The organism is Nocardia sp. N2S4-5 (assembly GCF_044628355.1).
Taxonomy (GTDB): domain Bacteria; phylum Actinomycetota; class Actinomycetes; order Mycobacteriales; family Mycobacteriaceae; genus Nocardia; species Nocardia wallacei_B.
On record NZ_JBIUPM010000001.1, the window covers coordinates 2,029,254 to 2,045,760 of the forward strand.

Annotated in this window: 16 protein-coding genes and 1 pseudogene; 9 read left to right on the top strand and 8 right to left on the bottom strand. The window is 68.1% G+C overall.

Annotated features, from left to right (window positions below; translation table 11 throughout):
- Positions 1-2 precede the first annotated feature (2 nt).
- From ACFMRZ_RS08925 to ACFMRZ_RS08950, 6 genes are read right to left on the bottom strand one after another with little or no spacing between them, the layout of a single operon-like run.
- Positions 3-1,118, bottom strand: coding sequence for an MlaD family protein (locus tag ACFMRZ_RS08925; RefSeq protein WP_400178680.1), 1,116 nt, complete (start codon positions 1,116-1,118; stop codon positions 3-5).
- Complete coding sequence (locus ACFMRZ_RS08930; RefSeq protein WP_400178681.1) at positions 1,115-2,167, bottom strand: MCE family protein; 1,053 nt, start codon at positions 2,165-2,167, stop codon at positions 1,115-1,117. Before ACFMRZ_RS08930 ends, ACFMRZ_RS08925 begins: the two co-directional genes overlap by 4 nt.
- Positions 2,168-2,173: 6 nt before the next feature.
- Positions 2,174-3,211, bottom strand: a complete 1,038-nt coding sequence (locus tag ACFMRZ_RS08935) for an MCE family protein (protein ID WP_400178682.1) — start codon at positions 3,209-3,211, stop codon at positions 2,174-2,176.
- Entirely contained in the window at positions 3,208-4,509 is a 1,302-nt protein-coding gene (locus ACFMRZ_RS08940) for an MlaD family protein (RefSeq protein ID WP_400178683.1), read from the bottom strand. The genes ACFMRZ_RS08935 and ACFMRZ_RS08940 overlap by 4 nt, the downstream gene beginning before the upstream one ends.
- A 6-nt stretch (positions 4,510-4,515) precedes the next feature.
- A complete protein-coding gene (locus tag ACFMRZ_RS08945) occupies positions 4,516-5,370 on the bottom strand; it encodes an ABC transporter permease (protein WP_280270234.1) in 855 nt (284 codons plus the stop codon).
- Positions 5,370-6,236: an ABC transporter permease gene (locus ACFMRZ_RS08950; RefSeq protein WP_280270233.1), complete on the bottom strand. Its 867-nt coding sequence runs from the start codon at positions 6,234-6,236 to the stop codon at positions 5,370-5,372. The genes ACFMRZ_RS08945 and ACFMRZ_RS08950 overlap by 1 nt, the downstream gene beginning before the upstream one ends.
- A gap of 450 nt (positions 6,237-6,686) precedes the next feature.
- Here ACFMRZ_RS08950 and ACFMRZ_RS08955 point away from each other — a divergent pair, with 450 nt between their 5' ends.
- Positions 6,687-8,087, top strand: a complete 1,401-nt coding sequence (locus tag ACFMRZ_RS08955) for a cytochrome P450 (protein WP_400178684.1) — start codon at positions 6,687-6,689, stop codon at positions 8,085-8,087.
- A 6-nt stretch (positions 8,088-8,093) separates the two neighbouring features.
- On the opposite strand, the gene ACFMRZ_RS08960 is transcribed toward ACFMRZ_RS08955, so the two are convergent.
- Entirely contained in the window at positions 8,094-8,723 is a 630-nt protein-coding gene (locus ACFMRZ_RS08960) for a TetR/AcrR family transcriptional regulator (protein ID WP_400178685.1), read from the bottom strand.
- 242 nt (positions 8,724-8,965) lie between these two features.
- Here ACFMRZ_RS08960 and ACFMRZ_RS08965 point away from each other — a divergent pair, with 242 nt between their 5' ends.
- The 8 genes and pseudogenes from ACFMRZ_RS08965 (at position 8,966) to ACFMRZ_RS09000 (ending at position 15,010) form a co-directional block, all read left to right on the top strand.
- Entirely contained in the window at positions 8,966-9,535 is a 570-nt protein-coding gene (locus ACFMRZ_RS08965) for a carboxymuconolactone decarboxylase family protein (RefSeq protein ID WP_400178686.1), read from the top strand.
- 1 nt (position 9,536) lies between these two features.
- Positions 9,537-9,830: a DUF1330 domain-containing protein gene (locus ACFMRZ_RS08970; RefSeq protein WP_280271166.1), complete on the top strand. Its 294-nt coding sequence runs from the start codon at positions 9,537-9,539 to the stop codon at positions 9,828-9,830.
- Between the two features lie 2 nt (positions 9,831-9,832).
- Entirely contained in the window at positions 9,833-11,056 is a 1,224-nt protein-coding gene (locus ACFMRZ_RS08975; protein WP_400178687.1) for an amidohydrolase family protein, read from the top strand.
- Positions 11,040-11,456, top strand: coding sequence for a nuclear transport factor 2 family protein (locus tag ACFMRZ_RS08980; RefSeq protein ID WP_280271168.1), 417 nt, complete (start codon positions 11,040-11,042; stop codon positions 11,454-11,456). Before ACFMRZ_RS08975 ends, ACFMRZ_RS08980 begins: the two co-directional genes overlap by 17 nt.
- Before the next feature lie 25 nt (positions 11,457-11,481).
- Positions 11,482-11,899 (top strand): annotated as a pseudogene (locus ACFMRZ_RS08985) (Zn-ribbon domain-containing OB-fold protein).
- 27 nt (positions 11,900-11,926) lie between these two features.
- Positions 11,927-13,069: a thiolase family protein gene (locus ACFMRZ_RS08990; protein ID WP_400178688.1), complete on the top strand. Its 1,143-nt coding sequence runs from the start codon at positions 11,927-11,929 to the stop codon at positions 13,067-13,069.
- A 163-nt stretch (positions 13,070-13,232) separates the two neighbouring features.
- Complete coding sequence (locus ACFMRZ_RS08995) at positions 13,233-13,883, top strand: TetR/AcrR family transcriptional regulator (RefSeq protein ID WP_280271171.1); 651 nt, start codon at positions 13,233-13,235, stop codon at positions 13,881-13,883.
- 47 nt (positions 13,884-13,930) lie between these two features.
- Positions 13,931-15,010, top strand: a complete 1,080-nt coding sequence (locus ACFMRZ_RS09000; RefSeq protein WP_400178689.1) for a dihydrodipicolinate reductase — start codon at positions 13,931-13,933, stop codon at positions 15,008-15,010.
- 7 nt (positions 15,011-15,017) lie between these two features.
- Here ACFMRZ_RS09000 and ACFMRZ_RS09005 read toward each other — a convergent pair whose 3' ends face one another.
- On the bottom strand, positions 15,018-16,409 hold the full coding sequence (locus ACFMRZ_RS09005) for a class I adenylate-forming enzyme family protein (RefSeq protein ID WP_400178690.1): 1,392 nt from the start codon (positions 16,407-16,409) through the stop codon (positions 15,018-15,020).
- Positions 16,410-16,507: the final 98 nt, after the last annotated feature.

Here is a 16,507-nt window from a genome sequence, read left to right on the forward strand (position 1 = left end):
TGCTATTTCGGCGGTGCTCCCGCGATCACGGAGAGCATTTGGCCGATACCGAAATCCGGACCCATGTCGCGCGCGGTTCCGGTCGCGCAGCCGAGTTCCCGCAGCCCCAGCAGATTGCACACCGACTTGAGCATCTGGCCGTCCAGCAGGAACCTGTCGAGCCCGACCGTGCCGCGCAACGCGTGGAGGTTCGGGTCGATCGCGTTGTAGGCGTTGTCGGTCACCAGCGGGAAGACGTCGAGGAATTCGGCGAGATTGGTGTCGTAGTCCGCCAACGACTTCGTCATGGTGTTCGCATTCCCCGCCAGATTTTGCAGACTGCCGCGATTGCGCTCCATCAGATCGGCCATCTGGGTGACGATCTGATTGAGCTTCGCCCCGGTGTCCCCCGTGCCCAGATTCTGTTCCGCCAGAATGTCACTGAGCGTCCGGACGCCGGAACCGAAATCGCGCAGCGCCTGATCGTTGCGCGAGGCGGCCGCGGTGAGGGCGTCGAGATTCTGGACGACCTTGGTCACGGCGGCGCGGGTCGCCTCCCCGTTGTCCGGGCCGAGTTGCAGCGCTCGCGCCAATTCGCTCATCGCGTCGCGCAGGTTGTTGCCGTTACCGGCGGCGATCTGCGATCCGATGTCGAGCAGACCGGCGACCGGACCCTGCCCGTTGTCGTTGGTGCCCAGCGAGTTCGACAATTTGTCGGCCATCGCCAGCAGGCTGTCGAATTCGACCGGCGTCCGGGTGCGATCGATACTCAGCACGGCGTGATCCGCCAGCACCGGACCGCTGCGATAGACGGGGGTGAATTCGATGTGCCGATCGGTCAGCACGGAATCGGAGACGGTGACCGCTTGGGCGTCGGCCGGGATCTGCACCCACTTGTCGACATCCATGGTCACGTCCACGTGGCCGCCGCGCGGCTCGATTCCGGTGACCTTGCCGATCCGCATGCCCAGGACCGAGACGGGATTGCCGACGTACAGGCCGTTCGCGTTGGCGAATTGCGCGGTCACCGTGATCGACCTATCGGTCAGCCCGCCGATCGGGCCGCTCGAGCATCCCGCCAGCACCGCGCCGAGCAATGCCACGGCCGCCAGCTTCAGCCCTCGAATCGCCGTACTCATTTGCAGTCCTGGAAGTAGGTCGGCTGGTTCACGCGCTGCGCGTAGCCGCTCAGCGCGCACATGAAGGAATCGATGAACGCGCCGTCGGGCCCGTTGCCCACCAATTCCTGACCGGTACCGGTGGCATTGGCGAACAGCCGCCACGGCACCGGCAGAATCTGCAGAATGTTGCGAAGCAAATCGTCGTGACCGGCGATCATTCCGGTCATCTGCGCCAGATTGTCGAGCAACTGCTGGATTTCGGGCTGGTCGTCCACCGCGATCGGCTGCAACTGCTGCACCAGGGTGGTCGCGGCGTTGAGCAATCCCGTGATGGCCTGCTGCCGGGAAATCAACTCCTGCAGCACATTCCGGCCCTGGGTGATCATCCCGGCCAATTCCGCCTGCTGGTCGCGCAGCAAGGTGGTCACCTGGTCGGTACTGGTGAGCAGCTGCCCCAGCTGCGCGCGCCGATCGCCGATCACCGTCGCCAGCGTCCGCATGTTCTGCAGGGTGTCGGGCACCAGCGCCGGGGTGCCGCGCAGCTGATCGGTCAGCGCGCTCATCGTCTGCGCGACCCGGTCGGCGTCGATGCTGGAGAAGGTGGTGGTGGCGTTCTGCAGCGCCGTCTCCAGGTCGTAGGGCACCTCGGTGTGCGCGAGCGCGATGGTGTTGCCGGGCAGGCGGCCCGAGCCCGAGGGCCGCAGTTCCACATAGCGCGAACCCAGCAGCGTGGTCAGTTTGATGGCCGCCCCGGAGTCGGCGCCCAGCGGCAGCCCGCGTTGCAGTTTCATGGTGACCACCACGTGATCACCCGCCAGCCGGGTCCCGGTGACGGTGCCGACCTGGATGCCCGCGAGCGTGACGCCGTCACCGGCGCCGAGGCCCGCCGCCTGGGCGAAGTCCGCCCGGTAGGTCTCCTGACCGAGATGCAGCGAATTGACGAACACGGTGACCGCGACGACCATCGCGAGCACGGCCACCGCGACCAGCCCGATCCTCAGCTTGCTGTACTCCTCGAGCGGGCGGCCACGCCCGCGCGGGCCCCTCCGGAACAGTTGTCTCACCATCGCCACCTACCTACAGATCCCGGAGTTCTCGACCTTGCCGCTGGGGGTGACCTGCCCGAGGATCGCCGACATCAGCGGATCGATTCCGGGGATCATGCTGACCTTCACGTCACAGACGTACGCGTCGAGGAAGGCGCCGTTGTTGGTGATGCGGGCCAGTCCTTTCAGCAGGTACGGCAGGTTGAAACCCACGTACGCGAACTTGTCCTTGCCCGTCACGAAGTGCTGGGCGAAGCCCGGTTCGCGATCGACGAACTGGTTCAGCGCCGGGCTCGCCCCGCGCACCACGGCCGCGGCCCGGCCCAGCGTGCCGGAGATGGCCTCCATCTGCCCGAACAGCACGTCTCGATGCTGCGCCAGGCCGTCGAAGATCCGGCGGGTCTGCTGCAGCACGGTGCGCAGCTCGCCGCTCTGCCGCGACAGGTCGCCGAGCACGCCGCTGAGATTGTCGATCACCTGCCCGAGGATCTGGTCGGGTCCCGCGAATGCCTCTGCGAGCGAGGCGGTTTCGGCGATCAGCGTCGTGATGGCGCCGTCGTCACCCTGCAGCGCACGGACCACCGCCGCGCTGATGTTGTCGACCTGCTGCGGATCGAGCACGCTGAACAGCGGCTCGAAACCGTTGAGCAGCCGGGAGATATCGAACGAGGGCTCGGTGTGCTCGACGGGGATCTGCCCGCCCGGGCGCAGCGCCTGCGGATCGCCGAAGTCCCGCAACGACAATCCGACATAGCGCTGCCCGATGAGATTCTGGTACGTGACCGACGCCGCGGTATTCCCGTACAGTTTCTGGCCCCGCTGCACCTCGAAGGTCACCTTCGCGCGGACGCCGTCGAGGTCGACGGCCCGCACCCGGCCCACCCGCACCCCGGCCATCCGGACGTCGTCGCCCGCGTGCAGCCCCGACACGTCGGTGAAGACCGCCGAGTACGTCTCGGTCTCACCACTTACGCTGCGCGACAACGTGACATACATCGTCCAGGTCAACCCGACCGAGACCACCAGGAACAAGATCAGGATCAGCAACGGTTTGCGGTAGCTCATCGCGGCTCTCCTGCCGGTGCGGGCGCGGGTGTCAGCTTGACGTCGTTACCTCGTAGCAGCGGACCGAACAGGATGTCGGCCGCGGCGTTGGGCGCCCCGCCGAGGATCGAGGCGATCTGCTCCTGCTCCTGGCGGCTGCCGATGGCGCCGACATTGCCTCCGACCAGCGCGGGACTGCTCGCGGGGGCCGCGTTGGGCCCGATGATGATGGGCCCGCCGGGCGGACCGGTCCGGCAGCTCGGTCCCTCGAGGTCGCCGTAGCGTGGGCAATCGGCCCGCGTGTACTGCCGGTGCGGCGTGAGTTCGAGAATGATCTTGGCGTTCATGTTCTGATCCGCGGTGTCCCACAGCTTGATGAAGTCGTAGGACATCTGGCTCTGCGAGACCGCCATCTGCGTGAAGTTCGGGCTGCCGTCGGCGATCGTGCCGAGTGCCGGGCCGAGCTTGCCGGTGATGCCGGTGAGGGTGCCGGTGTTGTTCTCCAGCGCCGTCGCCACCGTCCCGGTGGTAGCCAGCCCGCCGGTCAGCAGGTTCGCCAGCTGGTCGCGGCGCTCGGCCACCGCGCGCAGCGGCGTCACCGCGCTGTGCACCGCGCCGAGCAGTTCCGGCGCCGAGGACCGCAACCCGTTCAGTGCCTGCGTCAGCGCGTCCAGGGTGGAGCCGGTGCCGTCGGGGGCCATCGCGTCGTTGAGCGCCTGGGAGATCCGGGTCAGCTCCGCACCCGCCCGGACCGCTTCGCTGCCGTGCCCGGCGGTCGCGCGTTCCACGACGGCCAGGATGCCCAGCGCCGGATCCGAGCCGGAACGTCCTGCGGCAGCGGCGATTCGGCTGAGCGCCGTCAGCGAGGTCTGCAGCCGGACGGTCTCCTGGCTGCGGTCCTCCGGAATGTGCGCCCCGGGCGTGAGGGGCGCGCCCTTGCCGTTGTACACCAGCTGGATCGACGGCACCGCGAAGACGTTGCTCGGCACGACGCGGGCGGTCACCGTGGCCGGAATCCCCGACAGGTGACCGGGTTTCATATTGATGTGCACGTGGTTGGGGCCGCCGTCGGTGGACGGGGTCACCTCGATGACCTGACCGACCAGGACGCCCTGATACTTCACATCCGACTTCGCGGGCAGGCCGTCACCCACGTTGACCAGTTCGGCGGTCACGCGGATGGTCTCCCGGAAAGCGCCTTGGGACCGGGCGATCATCAGACCGCCCACCGCGGCGAGCACCACCAGGAAGACGAGGCCGCGCAGCAACAGCTGCCAGTTCGGCAGTACCTTGCCGTCGGATTCGAACGCAATCGACATCTGTTGCTACCCACTGATTCTCGCGCCGGCGTCGAAGCCCCACAGGGTCATCGTCATCAGCAGATTCACGAAGATCATCACGGTGATGCTGGCGCGCATCGCGCGGCCCGCCGCCACCCCCACGCCCTGGGGGCCGCCGGAGGCGTAGAAACCGAAATAGCACTGGATCGTCGTGGTGAGGATGACGAAAACGATGGCTTTCGACAGGGAATAGATGATGTCCGTGCTGCTGAGCACGAGACGGAAATAATGCTCGTAGGTGCCCGGCGACTGCCCTCCCGACAATCCGACCACGATTTCCACGGCGAGGTAACTGAATGCCAGGCAGGCCAGGTACAGCGGGACCATCGCCACGATCGAGGCCAGCATCCGGGTGGTGACCAGATACGGGATCGGGCGGATGGCGATGGAGTCGAGCGCGTCGATCTCCTCGGAGATGCGCATGGAGCCCAGCTGCGCGGTGAATCGGCAGCCCGCCTGCGCGGCGAAGGCGATCGAGGCCATGATGGGCGCCAGCTCGCGGGTCGCCGCGGTGGAGGCGATCATGCCGGTCGCGGGGGCCATACCCAGCAGTTTCAGCGCGCTGAAACCCTCGATGCCGACGATCGCACCGGCCGCCGCGCCGAGCACCAGAATGACCTGCCCCGTACCGCCGCCGACGACGATGGAACCGTTGCCCCACGTCACATTCGACAGCATCTTCAGGAATTCGGCGCGATAGTTCCGCAGCACCACCGGAATTCCGCCGAGCACCCGGAGGAAAAAGGTGGCCATATGTCCGATCCGCATGATCGGAGCGGACATCGAAGCCCCGGCGACGAGGATCGGCCGCACCCCTGGCGGATAGTATCGCGAGGCCATCAGAGCGTCGTCCTCGGAAAGAGAATGGTGTACAGCTCGGTGAAGCCGGCATTCACCAGCATGAGCAGGATGATGGAGGCGACGACGGCGGCATTGACGGAGTTGGCGACACCGCCCGGCCCACCCTTGGTGGTCAGCCCCTTCTCACACGAGACGATGGTGACGATGACGCCGAATACCACGGCCTTCACCATGGCCAGGTACAGATCACCGACCCGGGCGAAGGACGAGAACGTGGCGAGATAACTGCCCGGCGTGCCGTCCTGGATGTAGACGTTGAACAGGTACCCGGCCAGGAATCCGACGAAGGCGCTCAGGCCCGTCAGCCCGAGTGCGACGACGACGCCCGCGGCCAGGCGCGGCACCACCAGTGCGCGCAGCGCGGAGACGCCCATGACCTCCATGGCGTCGATCTCCTCGCGGATCTTGCGGGCGCCCAGGTCCGAGCAGATCGCCGACCCCACGGCCGCTGCCAGCAGGATGGCCGTCACCAGCGGCGCGGCCTGCCGGATCACCGCCAGGCCACCGGCGGCGCCGGCCAGCGACGTCGCGCCGACCTGACCGGCGAGCAGCCCGAACTGGATCGACATGGTCGCGCTGATCGGCAGCGCCACGGCGATGGTGGGCACGTACGCCGTCTTCGCCATGAACACGGCCTGCTGCACGAATTCGCGGAACGGGAACTGCCCGCGGGCGATATCGACGAACAGGTACTGAATGGCCCGTACGGCCAGAACGAACTGTCCCCCAACGGTTTCCAGCGAGGCGCCGGGATGGCGGCGCAGATACCCGCCCACCCACTGCCTGACCTCCCGGGCCGCCGACCGATCGGCGATCCGGTCCGGCGCGACCGACGGCGCGGCCATCACGAGCCCGCTTCCCGCGCGGCACGGTCCTCAGCGTCGGTCATCGTTTCCTCCCTGATGCCCGATGGGCTGTGGTGTTCCGACCAGGAGATGCACCGGCCACGCCCGATGCTGTGCACTCGCACAGCATGATGGCCGCGCATCTGTGTAGCATCTGAGGCCGAGGGGGTCAAGAGAACCCGTGACATCGCGCCTCCTCATAGCTTCGGAAAGTTTCATTCTCGCTATCGGAGAATGATACATTCGTCACACGAGGACTGTAGCAACATTCCGACCACGGCAACACCCTCGGCGAACGGCCGCCGGGCCGCCCGGCCGACGCCTCGGCAAAGTCCCACAGGGCCGATTCGATACTTGCTTCCGGAAGCGATCAGAGAGTGTCGTTCTCTCCCATGAAATTTGGATTCTTTCTCACGAGTATGGGCCCCCGCTTCTGCTCCGGTGTGCAGAATGGGAGCGAGGAGGCCGGCGCCTCCGGAGGGGAGCACCCAGGTGAGCGACGAGACGGCGACCGACACCGAACGCAGACAGCCGGTCTTCCACTTCGACCGGCACACCCCGCACTACCGGGAGCAGTTCGCCGACATCACCCGGCGCATGCAGCAGTCCTGCCCGATCGCCTGGTCGGACACCTACGGCGGGCACTGGGTGGCGGCGGGCAACCGGACGGTCTTCGAACTCGCGCGCTGCCCGCACGTGTCCAACGATCACGATCCCGACGGCGCCCGCCGCGGCTATCAGGGCATTACGATCCCCCGGCCGGATCGCGGGCAGCACATGCGGGCGGGCATCCTGGAAATGGATCCGCCCGAGCAGCGTGAACTGCGGGCGGTCCTGAATCCCTACCTCTCCCCCGCCGCCGTCCAGCGCTGGGTGCCGCTCGTGGACGAGGTGGTGCGGGCCTGCCTGGACGAGCGCATCGAGGGCGGCCGCATCGACTTCGTCGACGATCTCGCCAACGTCGTGCCCGCGGTGCTCACCCTCGCGATGCTGGGCATCCCGCTGCGGAAATGGACCGTCTACAACGAACCGGCGCACGCGTCGGTGTACACGCCGCCCGATTCACCGGACAACGCCCGGGTCGCCGAGATGAACGAGGCGATGAACGCGGACCTGCTCGCCAATTACCTGGAGATCAAGCAGCAACCGCGGCCGGGACTGATCCACGCGGTGGGCCGGGCGCGACTGCTCGGCGCCCCCATTTCGGACATGGACGCGCTGGGCATGCTCGGCCTGATCATCGGCGGCGGGTTCGACACCACCACCGCGCTCACCGCCCATGCGCTCGAATGGCTGTCCGAGCATGCCGATCAACGCGAAATCCTCAGCCGCGAACGCGATCTCATGCTGAACTCGGCGACCGAGGAGTTCCTGCGCTACTACACCCCCGCGCCCGGCGACGGCCGCACCTTCGCCGCGGACTGCGCGGTGGCGGGGGGCCGGTTCAAGGAGGGCGAACGGCTGTGGCTGTCGTGGGCGATGGCCAACCGGGACCCGGAGGTGTTCGCCGACCCCGACCGCGTGGATCTGGAGCGAAAAGGCAACCGGCACTACAGCTTCGGTCTCGGCATCCATCGGTGCATCGGGTCCAATGTGGCCCGGACGGTGTTCAAGCGAATGCTGCTGGCGGTGCTGGACCGGATGCCGGACTACCACTGCGACGCGGAGACGACCGTGCACTACGAGACCATCGGCGTCATTCAGGGCATGCGGAACCTGCCCGCCACCTTCACCCCCGGGCCGCGGCTGGGCGCCGGTCTCGACGAGACCCTGGAGAAACTGCAGCAGGTGTGCGACGAACAGCGGCTGGCCGAACCGGTCACCGTCCGCAAGGGCGCGGCCGAGATATGAGTGGCCTCACGAGCGCTCGGCACGGGCGGCGCGCAGACAGAACGCGGTGATGCGCTCGACGTCCGGCTGTGCGGGCTCGACCTGCCGCCACAGGAACTCCGCCAGCTTGCCGATGGTCGCGTGACCGGCCAGCGACGCGTCGAATTCCGGGTCCGCACTGCCCAATTCGGCGAACGGCTCGTGCAGCAGGTGGGCCAGGCGGACCCCGGCCGTCCCGGCGCCCGAGGCGACACCCTGGCTCGCACCGGTGCCATTCCACAGCACCGCGCGGGTGGTGGCCGCGATGTCGGCGCCCGCCTGCACCATGATCGCCGATGCCCACGCGCGGACCTTGTCCTCGGCGGTCGCGGCCTTGCTCATGCGGTGCGCGACATAGCCGTAGAGGCGTTCGGTCCCGTCCTCGAGCAGCGCCACCACCAGTGCGTCCTTGGACCGGAAGTGCCGGTAGAAGGCGTCGTTGGACAGCCCGGCCGCGGCCACGATGTCGGCCACCCGAGGCGGCGCCGCGGCGCCGCCGGTCCGCATCAGACCCAGTGCGGCATCGAGCAAGCGGCGTACCTCGCCGGCGTAGTCGGCCTCCCGCTCGGCCAGTGACTGCCGCGCGATACGGCCCGCCACGTCCCGCGGCGCGGTCACGGCCGGACCGCCGTCAGGACCTCGATCATCCGTTTCCCCTCCGCCGCCGGTGCGAGTCGAAGAACTGCGTTCTGTGTTCAGAGAAGAATATTCCCACTTCATGCGACCGGCGGCAAACGCACTCCTCGGACCCTTGCTCCGCTAGCACGTTTTCCACGCGATCGCGAGATTGACTCCGAAGCGCCCGCATGGAAATCTAATGGGCATAAATTGAGAATGTGATTCTCACGAGAGGAGTGCGGATGCGCGTGCCCCCGCTGCCGGCCGATCAATGGGACGACCGGACCCGTGCCGCATTACGGCCGCTGCTGCCCCGCGAGCGCCAGAACCCCGACGGCGCCGGGCCGGCGATGTCGACCCTCGTCCGATACCCGGAACTGACCGAGGCGTACCTGAGATTCGGTGTGCACGTGCTGTTCCGGTCCAGCCTGTCGGTCCGGGTGCGGGAGCTGGTGGTGCTGCGGATCGCGCACGTCACCGCCTGCGCCTACGAGTGGCACAGCCACGTCGAGATGGCCCCGCAGGAGGGGTTGTCGGCCGCGGACATCGCCGGCGTGCAGCAGGGGCGGCTCCCCGACCCCTTCGACCAGACGGTGCTCGACGCGGTCGACGAGCTGCGCGAGCACGCGCGCCTGTCCGACCGGGTCTGGGCCGCGCTCGGCGAGCGGCTCGACGAACGCGAGCGCATGGACCTGATCTTCACAGTGGGGAACTACATCCTGCTGGCCATGGCCTTCAACACCTTCGGCGTGGAACCCGAGGGCGGCGCGCAGGCCGATACCGAAAACAACGACCGAGAGCAGGTGGTCTGAAATGCCCAAGGCATACGTCATCTTCACCGAAGCGATCAAGGATCCGGACGGGATGCGGGCCTACGCCGCGGCCGCGGCGCCCGCGACCGGAGCCGCCGGGGTGCGCGCGCTCGCGGTGGACTCGCAGCCGCAGGTGCTGGAGGGCGAGTGGCACGGCGACCAGACCGTGATCCTCGAATTCGAGTCCGTCGAGGCCGCCCACGCCTGGTACAACTCCCCCGCCTACGAGAAGGCGAAGCCGTTGCGGCACAAGGCCGCCGACACCAACGCCGTGATCATCACCGGCCTGGGCTGACCATGCTGACCCTCAGAGCGGCGGGCCTGCTGGACGTCGATTCCGGCGAGATCGTGCGGCCCGGCATCCTGCGAATAGACGGCGACCGGATCGCCGGCGTCGGCGGCGCGGCGCGCGCCGACAGCGACGAGGTGATCGATCTCGGCGACGCGATCCTGCTGCCGGGCCTGATGGATATGGAGGTCAATCTCCTGATGGGCGGGCGCGGCGAGACCGGCCTGGCCTCCAGCGTGAAAGATGATCCGGCGCTGCGCATGCTGCGCGCGGTCGGCAACGCGCGCCGCACGCTGCGCGCCGGGTTCACCACGGTCCGCAATCTCGGCCTGTTCGTCAAGACCGGCGGATATCTGCTGGACGTGGCGCTGGGCAAGGCGATCGACCAGGGCTGGATCGAGGGACCGCGCATCGTCCCGGCCGGCCACGCCATCACGCCGACCGGCGGGCACCTGGACCCGACCATGTTCTCCGCCTTCGCGCCCGACGTGTTGAAGCTGACCCTCGAGGAGGGCATCGCCAACGGCGTGGACGAGGTCCGCAAGGCGGTGCGCTACCAGATCAAGCACGGCGCCCAGCTGATCAAGATCTGCGTCTCCGGCGGCGTCATGTCGCTCACCGGAGCGCCTGGCGCGCAACACTATTCGGACGAGGAGCTGCGTGCCATCGTCGACGAGGCGCACCGGCGCGGGCTGAAGGTGGCCGCGCACACGCACGGCGCGGACGCGGTCAAGCACGCTGTCGCGGCGGGCATCGACTGCATCGAGCACGGCTTCCTCATCGATGACGAGACCATCAAGCTGATGGTCGAGGCGAACACCTGGTTGGTCCCGACCACCCGGCTCGCCGACGCGATGGACGTCTCCAAGGCCGATCCGGCGCTGCAGGCCAAGGCGGCCGAGATGTTCCCCAAGGCGCGCGCCTCGGTCCGCGCGGCCTACGAGGCCGGGGTGCGGATCGCCGTCGGCACCGACGCTCCGGCAATTCCGCACGGGCGCAACGCCGATGAACTCGCCGCGCTGGTGGAGCGCGGGCTCAGCCCGGCCGACGTGCTGCGCGCGGCGACGGTGAACGCGGCCGACCTGATCGACGCGCCCGATCGCGGCCGCCTCGCCGAGGGACTGCTCGCCGACATCATCGCGGTCCCCGGAGATCCCCTGCGCGACATCACCGTCACGCAGGACGTGCGATTCGTGATGAAAGGCGGCAAGGTCCATGTCGACAAGCGATGATCTGCTCGAGCTCCAGCAGGTGCTGGCCCGCTACGCGGTGACCATCACCAAGGGCGACATCGACGGGCTGCTCGCGGTATTCACCCCCGACGGCACCTACAGCGCCTTCGGCGACACCTACACCCTGGACCTGTTCCCGGACCTGGTGGCGGCCGCGCCGAAGGGCTTGTTCCTCACCGGCCTGCCGGTGCTCGACCTCGACGGCGACACCGGCACCGGCACGCAGCCGCTGTGCTTCATCGACCACAGCACCCACGACATGCGCATCGGCTACTACACCGACACCTACGCCCGCACCGCCGAGGGCTGGCGGATCCGCACCCGCCGCATGACCTTCATCCGCCGCAACGGCAACCACGACTCGGGCATCCCGCACGCCTTCGAGCGCACCCGCGGCTGACCCGGAAGAACAAGGAGGACGCCCGATGTCGAAGGCACTCGCGCCAGACGTCTCGACCTGGCCCGCGGACAATCCGCAGTTGATCGGCAGCCGCTGCGGCGCGTGCGGCGCGACGACCTGGCCCCGGCAGCCGCGCTGCCCGCGGTGCAGCACCGCCGACATGACCGACCTGCTGCTGCCGCGCCGCGGCACGCTGGTGGCCTGGACGACACAGGGTTTCGTCCCGAAGCTGCCCTACGCCGGCAAGGAGAACGCCGACAATTTCGAGCCGTTCGGCATCGGCCTGATCCAGCTGGACGAGCAGGTGCGCGTCGAGACGCGGCTGACCACCGCCGACCCGCAGGTGCTGCGCTTCGGCATGGAGCTTCGAGCTGACATTCGTCCCGCTGTATGTGGACGACGCCGGAGACGAGGTCCTCACGTGTGCATTCACGCCGGTGTGAGACGGATCGGGACGAAGGAGCTTTGAGATGAACGATGTTGCCATCATCGGCGTGGGCCTGCACCCGTTCGGCCGATTCCCCAAGACCGCCATCGAGATGGGCGCCGAGGCGATCCAGCTGGCGCTGTCCGACGCGGGGGTGCAGTGGAAGGACATCCAGTTCGGGTTCGGCGGCAGCTACGAGGTGAGCAACCCCGACGCCGTCACCCGGCTGGTCGGCCTCACCGGGATCCCGTTCACCAACGTGTTCAATGCCTGTGCGACAGCGGCCAGTTCGATCGAGCAGACCGCGGAGGCGATCCGGTCGGGTCGCTACGACATCGGCATCGCCGTCGGCATGGACAAGCATCCGCGCGGCGCGTTCACCGACGATCCGGCCAAGCTCGGCCTGCCGGCCTGGTACGCGGAGAACGGCCAGTTCGTGACCACGAAGTTCTTCGGGATCAAGGCGAACCGTTACATCCACGAGCACAACATCTCCCAGCGCACCCTCGCCAAGGTCGCCGCGAAGAACCTCCGCAACGGCGCGCTCAACCCGAATGCCTTCCGCCGCAAGCCGATCTCCGAGGACGACATCCTGTCCTCGACGATGTTGAACTACCCGCTGACGCAGTACATGTTCTGCACGCCGGACGAGGGCGCCGCGGCGGTGATCATGTGCCGCGGGGATCTCGCCGCCCGATACACGACCAAGCCGGTCTACCTGCGCTCCAGCGCGATCCGCACGCGTCGCTACGGCGCCTACGAGGTGCACAGCACCTGGGCCGCCGTGGACGAGGACGTCTCGCCCACCGTGTACGCCTCCCGGGCCGCCTACGAGGCCGCGGGCATCGGCCCCGAGGATGTCGGCGTCGCGCAACTCCAGGACACCGACGCGGGCTCGGAGGTCATCCATATGGCGGAGAACGGCTTCTGCGCCGACGGCGACCAGGAGAAGTTGCTCGCCGAGGGCGCGACCGAGATCGGCGGGCGCATCCCGGTGAACACCGACGGCGGCTTGATCGCCAACGGCGAGCCGATCGGCGCGTCGGGCATCCGGCAGGTCTACGAACTGGTCCTGCAACTGCGCGGGCTGGCCGGCGACCGGCAGGTCCCCGGGAAACCCACGGTAGGCTACGCCCAGGTGTACGGAGCGCCCGGCACGGCTGCCGCTTCCGTACTGAGCATCTGAGGGGGCGGCGCACATTTCCCATCACTGAGAATTGAATTCTCACAAATCAAAATGCTTAATCTCGTGAATGATGGTGGACACGCGACCTGGACGCGGGTTGTCATGGCATTCTCCGGTACAGTGCCTTCATGTTCTCTTCACGTGACCGAGGACCGTGGCGCCCGTGACCAGTCCGAGCGAAGAGCCCGCCTGGAAGCAGCGCGCCGTCGAGCGCTCGCTGCGCACCGCGAAACGGCGCGCCGAACAACGGGTACAGAAATTCCTCGACGCCGCCCAGGCCATCATCACCGAGAAGGGCACCACCGACTTCACCGTGCAGGAGGTCGTCGACCGTTCCCGTCAGTCGCTGCGGAGCTTCTACCTGCAGTTCGACGGTAAGCACGAGCTGCTGCTGGCACTGTTCGAGGACGCCCTGAGCCGCACCGCCGAACAGCTGCGGGCCGCAGCGGACGGCAAGAAGAAGCCTCTCGACAAGCTACAGGTCACCGTCGAGCTGCTGTTCGAGTTGTGCCGGCCCGACCCGGCCGCGCAGCGTCCGCTGTTCACCGATTTCGCCCCGCAGCTGCTGGTGTCGCATCCGACGCAGGTCAAGGTCGCGCACGCACCGCTGCTGGCGCTGTTCGCCGAGCTCATGGAGCAGGCCGAGCAGGCCGGCCATCTGCGCTCCGGCGTCGCGCCGCATCGGGCCGCGGCCATGGTGATGCAGACCGTGATGTTCACCGCACAGTCGTCGGGTACGACCGACGACGAAAACCAGAACCCGCTTACCGCCGATGAGGTCTGGAACTTCTGCGCGCACGGCTTCACCAAGTAGCGAGAATAGCGTTCTCAACTTGAGAGAAGTTTGATTACACTCGGTTCATGCGACCGAGTGCATTGCCCGACAGCGAGTTCCACCCTCCGGCTGCGCGACGCCCGTATCGGGTGGCGCAGTGGGCGACGGGCAATATCGGCGCGCGGGCCCTGCATGGCGTTCTCGACCATCCGGACATGACCCTCGCGGGGTTGTATGTCCACTCCCCCGACAAGGCCGGGCGCGATGCCGGGGAACTGTGCGGCGCCGGACCCACCGGCGTGCGGGCGACCTGCGACGTGGGCGAGATCATCGATCTGGACGCCGACTGCGTGCTGTACATGCCGCGCACGTTCAACCCCGAGGACGTCGTCCGGCTGCTCAGCGCGGGCGCGAATGTGGTGACGACCTGCGGGCAACTGCATCATCCGCCGAGCATGGATCCGGCGCTGCGCCAGGAGATCGAGAACGCGTGCGCGCTCGGCGGCGCCTCGATTCACAGCACCGGCAGCAGTCCCGGATTCATCACCGAGGCCGTGCCGCTGGCGCTGTCGTCGATCCAGCGCCGCCTCGACCGGCTCGCGATCGACGAATACGCCGATCTCTCGCAGCGCGATTCGCCCGGAATCCTGTTCGACGTCATGGGTTTCGGCCAGCCGCCGGGAGAGTTCGACCGGCGCCGGGTGGATCATGTGGCCGCGAGTTTCGGGCCCTCTCTGCGGCTGCTCGCGGACGCGCTCGGGATCGGGATCGAGGCGGTGCGCGCCGACGGCGAGGTCGCCACCGCCCGCGCCCGCACCGCCGTCGCCGCGGGCATCATCGAGGCGGGAACGGTTGCGGCACAGCGGATCACCGTATCGGCTCATGCCGCAGGGAACCCGGTGCTGAGTTTCCGCGCCACCTGGTACTGCACCACCGAGATCGCCGCGGACTGGCATCTCGGTGACACCGGCTGGCATATCTCGGTGGTCGGCGACGCGCCGCTGGAGGTCGATCTGCGATTCCCGTTCCCGTTGTCCCGCATGGCCGAAACGTCGCCGGGCTATACCGCCAATCGCGCGGTCAACGCGGTACCCCTCGTCTGCGCGGCCGCACCCGGCATCCACACCTCGCTGGATCTGCCGCCGATCGTCCCCGTGCTGGGCTGATCGCGAGTCACCGCGCGTATCGCTGCGCCAGGACCCGGCGCAGCACCTTGCCGGAGGGCAGCCGCGGGATCTCCGGCACGAACACCACCCGCCGCGGCCGCTTGTAGGACGCCAGCCGCTCGCCGACGAACTCGATCAGCTCCTCGGCCGGGACCGGCTCGCGCGCGGTCACCGCGGCGACGATCTCCTCGCCGTCGGCCGGATCCGGGACCCCGAACACCGCGCAGTCGGCGACGGCCGGGTGTCCGTACAGCACCTGCTCCAATTCGGCGGGCGCGACCTGGAATCCGCGGACCTTGATCATCTCCTTGGCGCGGTCGGTGAGCCGGATCCAGCCGTCGGCGTCGATCGAGCCGACATCGCCGGTGCGGAACCAGCCGTCGTCGAATGCGGCGGCGGTCGCCTCGTCCGGCAGGTACCCGGCCATCACCGAGGCCGAGCGGGCTTGCAGCTCACCGATTTCCGAGGGTCCCACCGGCAGGCCGGTGTCCAGCGACACCACCCGCAGCGTCACTCCGGGCGCCGCGCGGCCCACGCTGTCCAGCCGCGCGCCGCCGATCGGGTTGCAGGCGATGACCGGCAGTTCGGTGGCGCCGTAGGCGGGCAGCCAGCCGACTCCCGTGCGGCGCGTGACGGTTTCGGCGACGCTCGGGGTCACCGGCGTCGCGCCCCACATGATGTAGCGCAGCGAGGACAGGTCGAAGCGCTCCAATTCCGGATGCGACGCGACGGCGAGCGCGATCGGCGCGACCGCCATCTCGATCGTGATCCGGTCGCGCTGAATACACGCCAGCATCCGCTCGGGATCGAAGCGGCGGTGCAGCCGCATCCAGGCGCCGGATTCCAGGACCGTGACGATATTGAGCAGGCCGAGGATGTGCGAGGGCGGTGTGGCGATCTGTAATCGGTCGTAGGACGTCAGGTCCAGGACCTCGCGCCAATGCCGCACGGCCGCGGCGATCGAGGCGTGGGTGTGCCGGACGGCCTTGGGCAATCCGGTTGTCCCGGAGCTGAATACGAGGGCCGCGTCCGCGCCGGGCGGCGGCTCGGGGAATGTCCGGTCGCTCGGGGTGATCGGCTCGTCCAGGTGCCGCACGGACAGCAGTTCGGCCAGTACCGGATGATCGCCCACCCCGTGCGTGGCGCCGGTGAGCCGCAGCGCGTGTTCGGTCTCGAGGCGTTTCCAGGCCGGGCTCACGAGGACCACCGCCGCACCCAGCCGCCAGATCGCCAGCACGGCGACCACGAACTCCGGCCGGTTCGACGACATCAGCGCCACCCGGCCGCCCGCGCGCACGCCGCGACCGGCGAGTTCGGCGGCCAAGCCGGCGGCGAGCCGCTCGAGTTGCCCGAGCGTGTACTCGTCGTCCTCGAACGCGAGCACGGCAGGTTCCGTCATCGCACATCCTCGCCGCGGGCAGGCGCCGTGGCCACCCACGTTTGAGAAGGAAATATCTACTCTGAGAGAATATCATTCTCATCAGTGATGGAATGTGA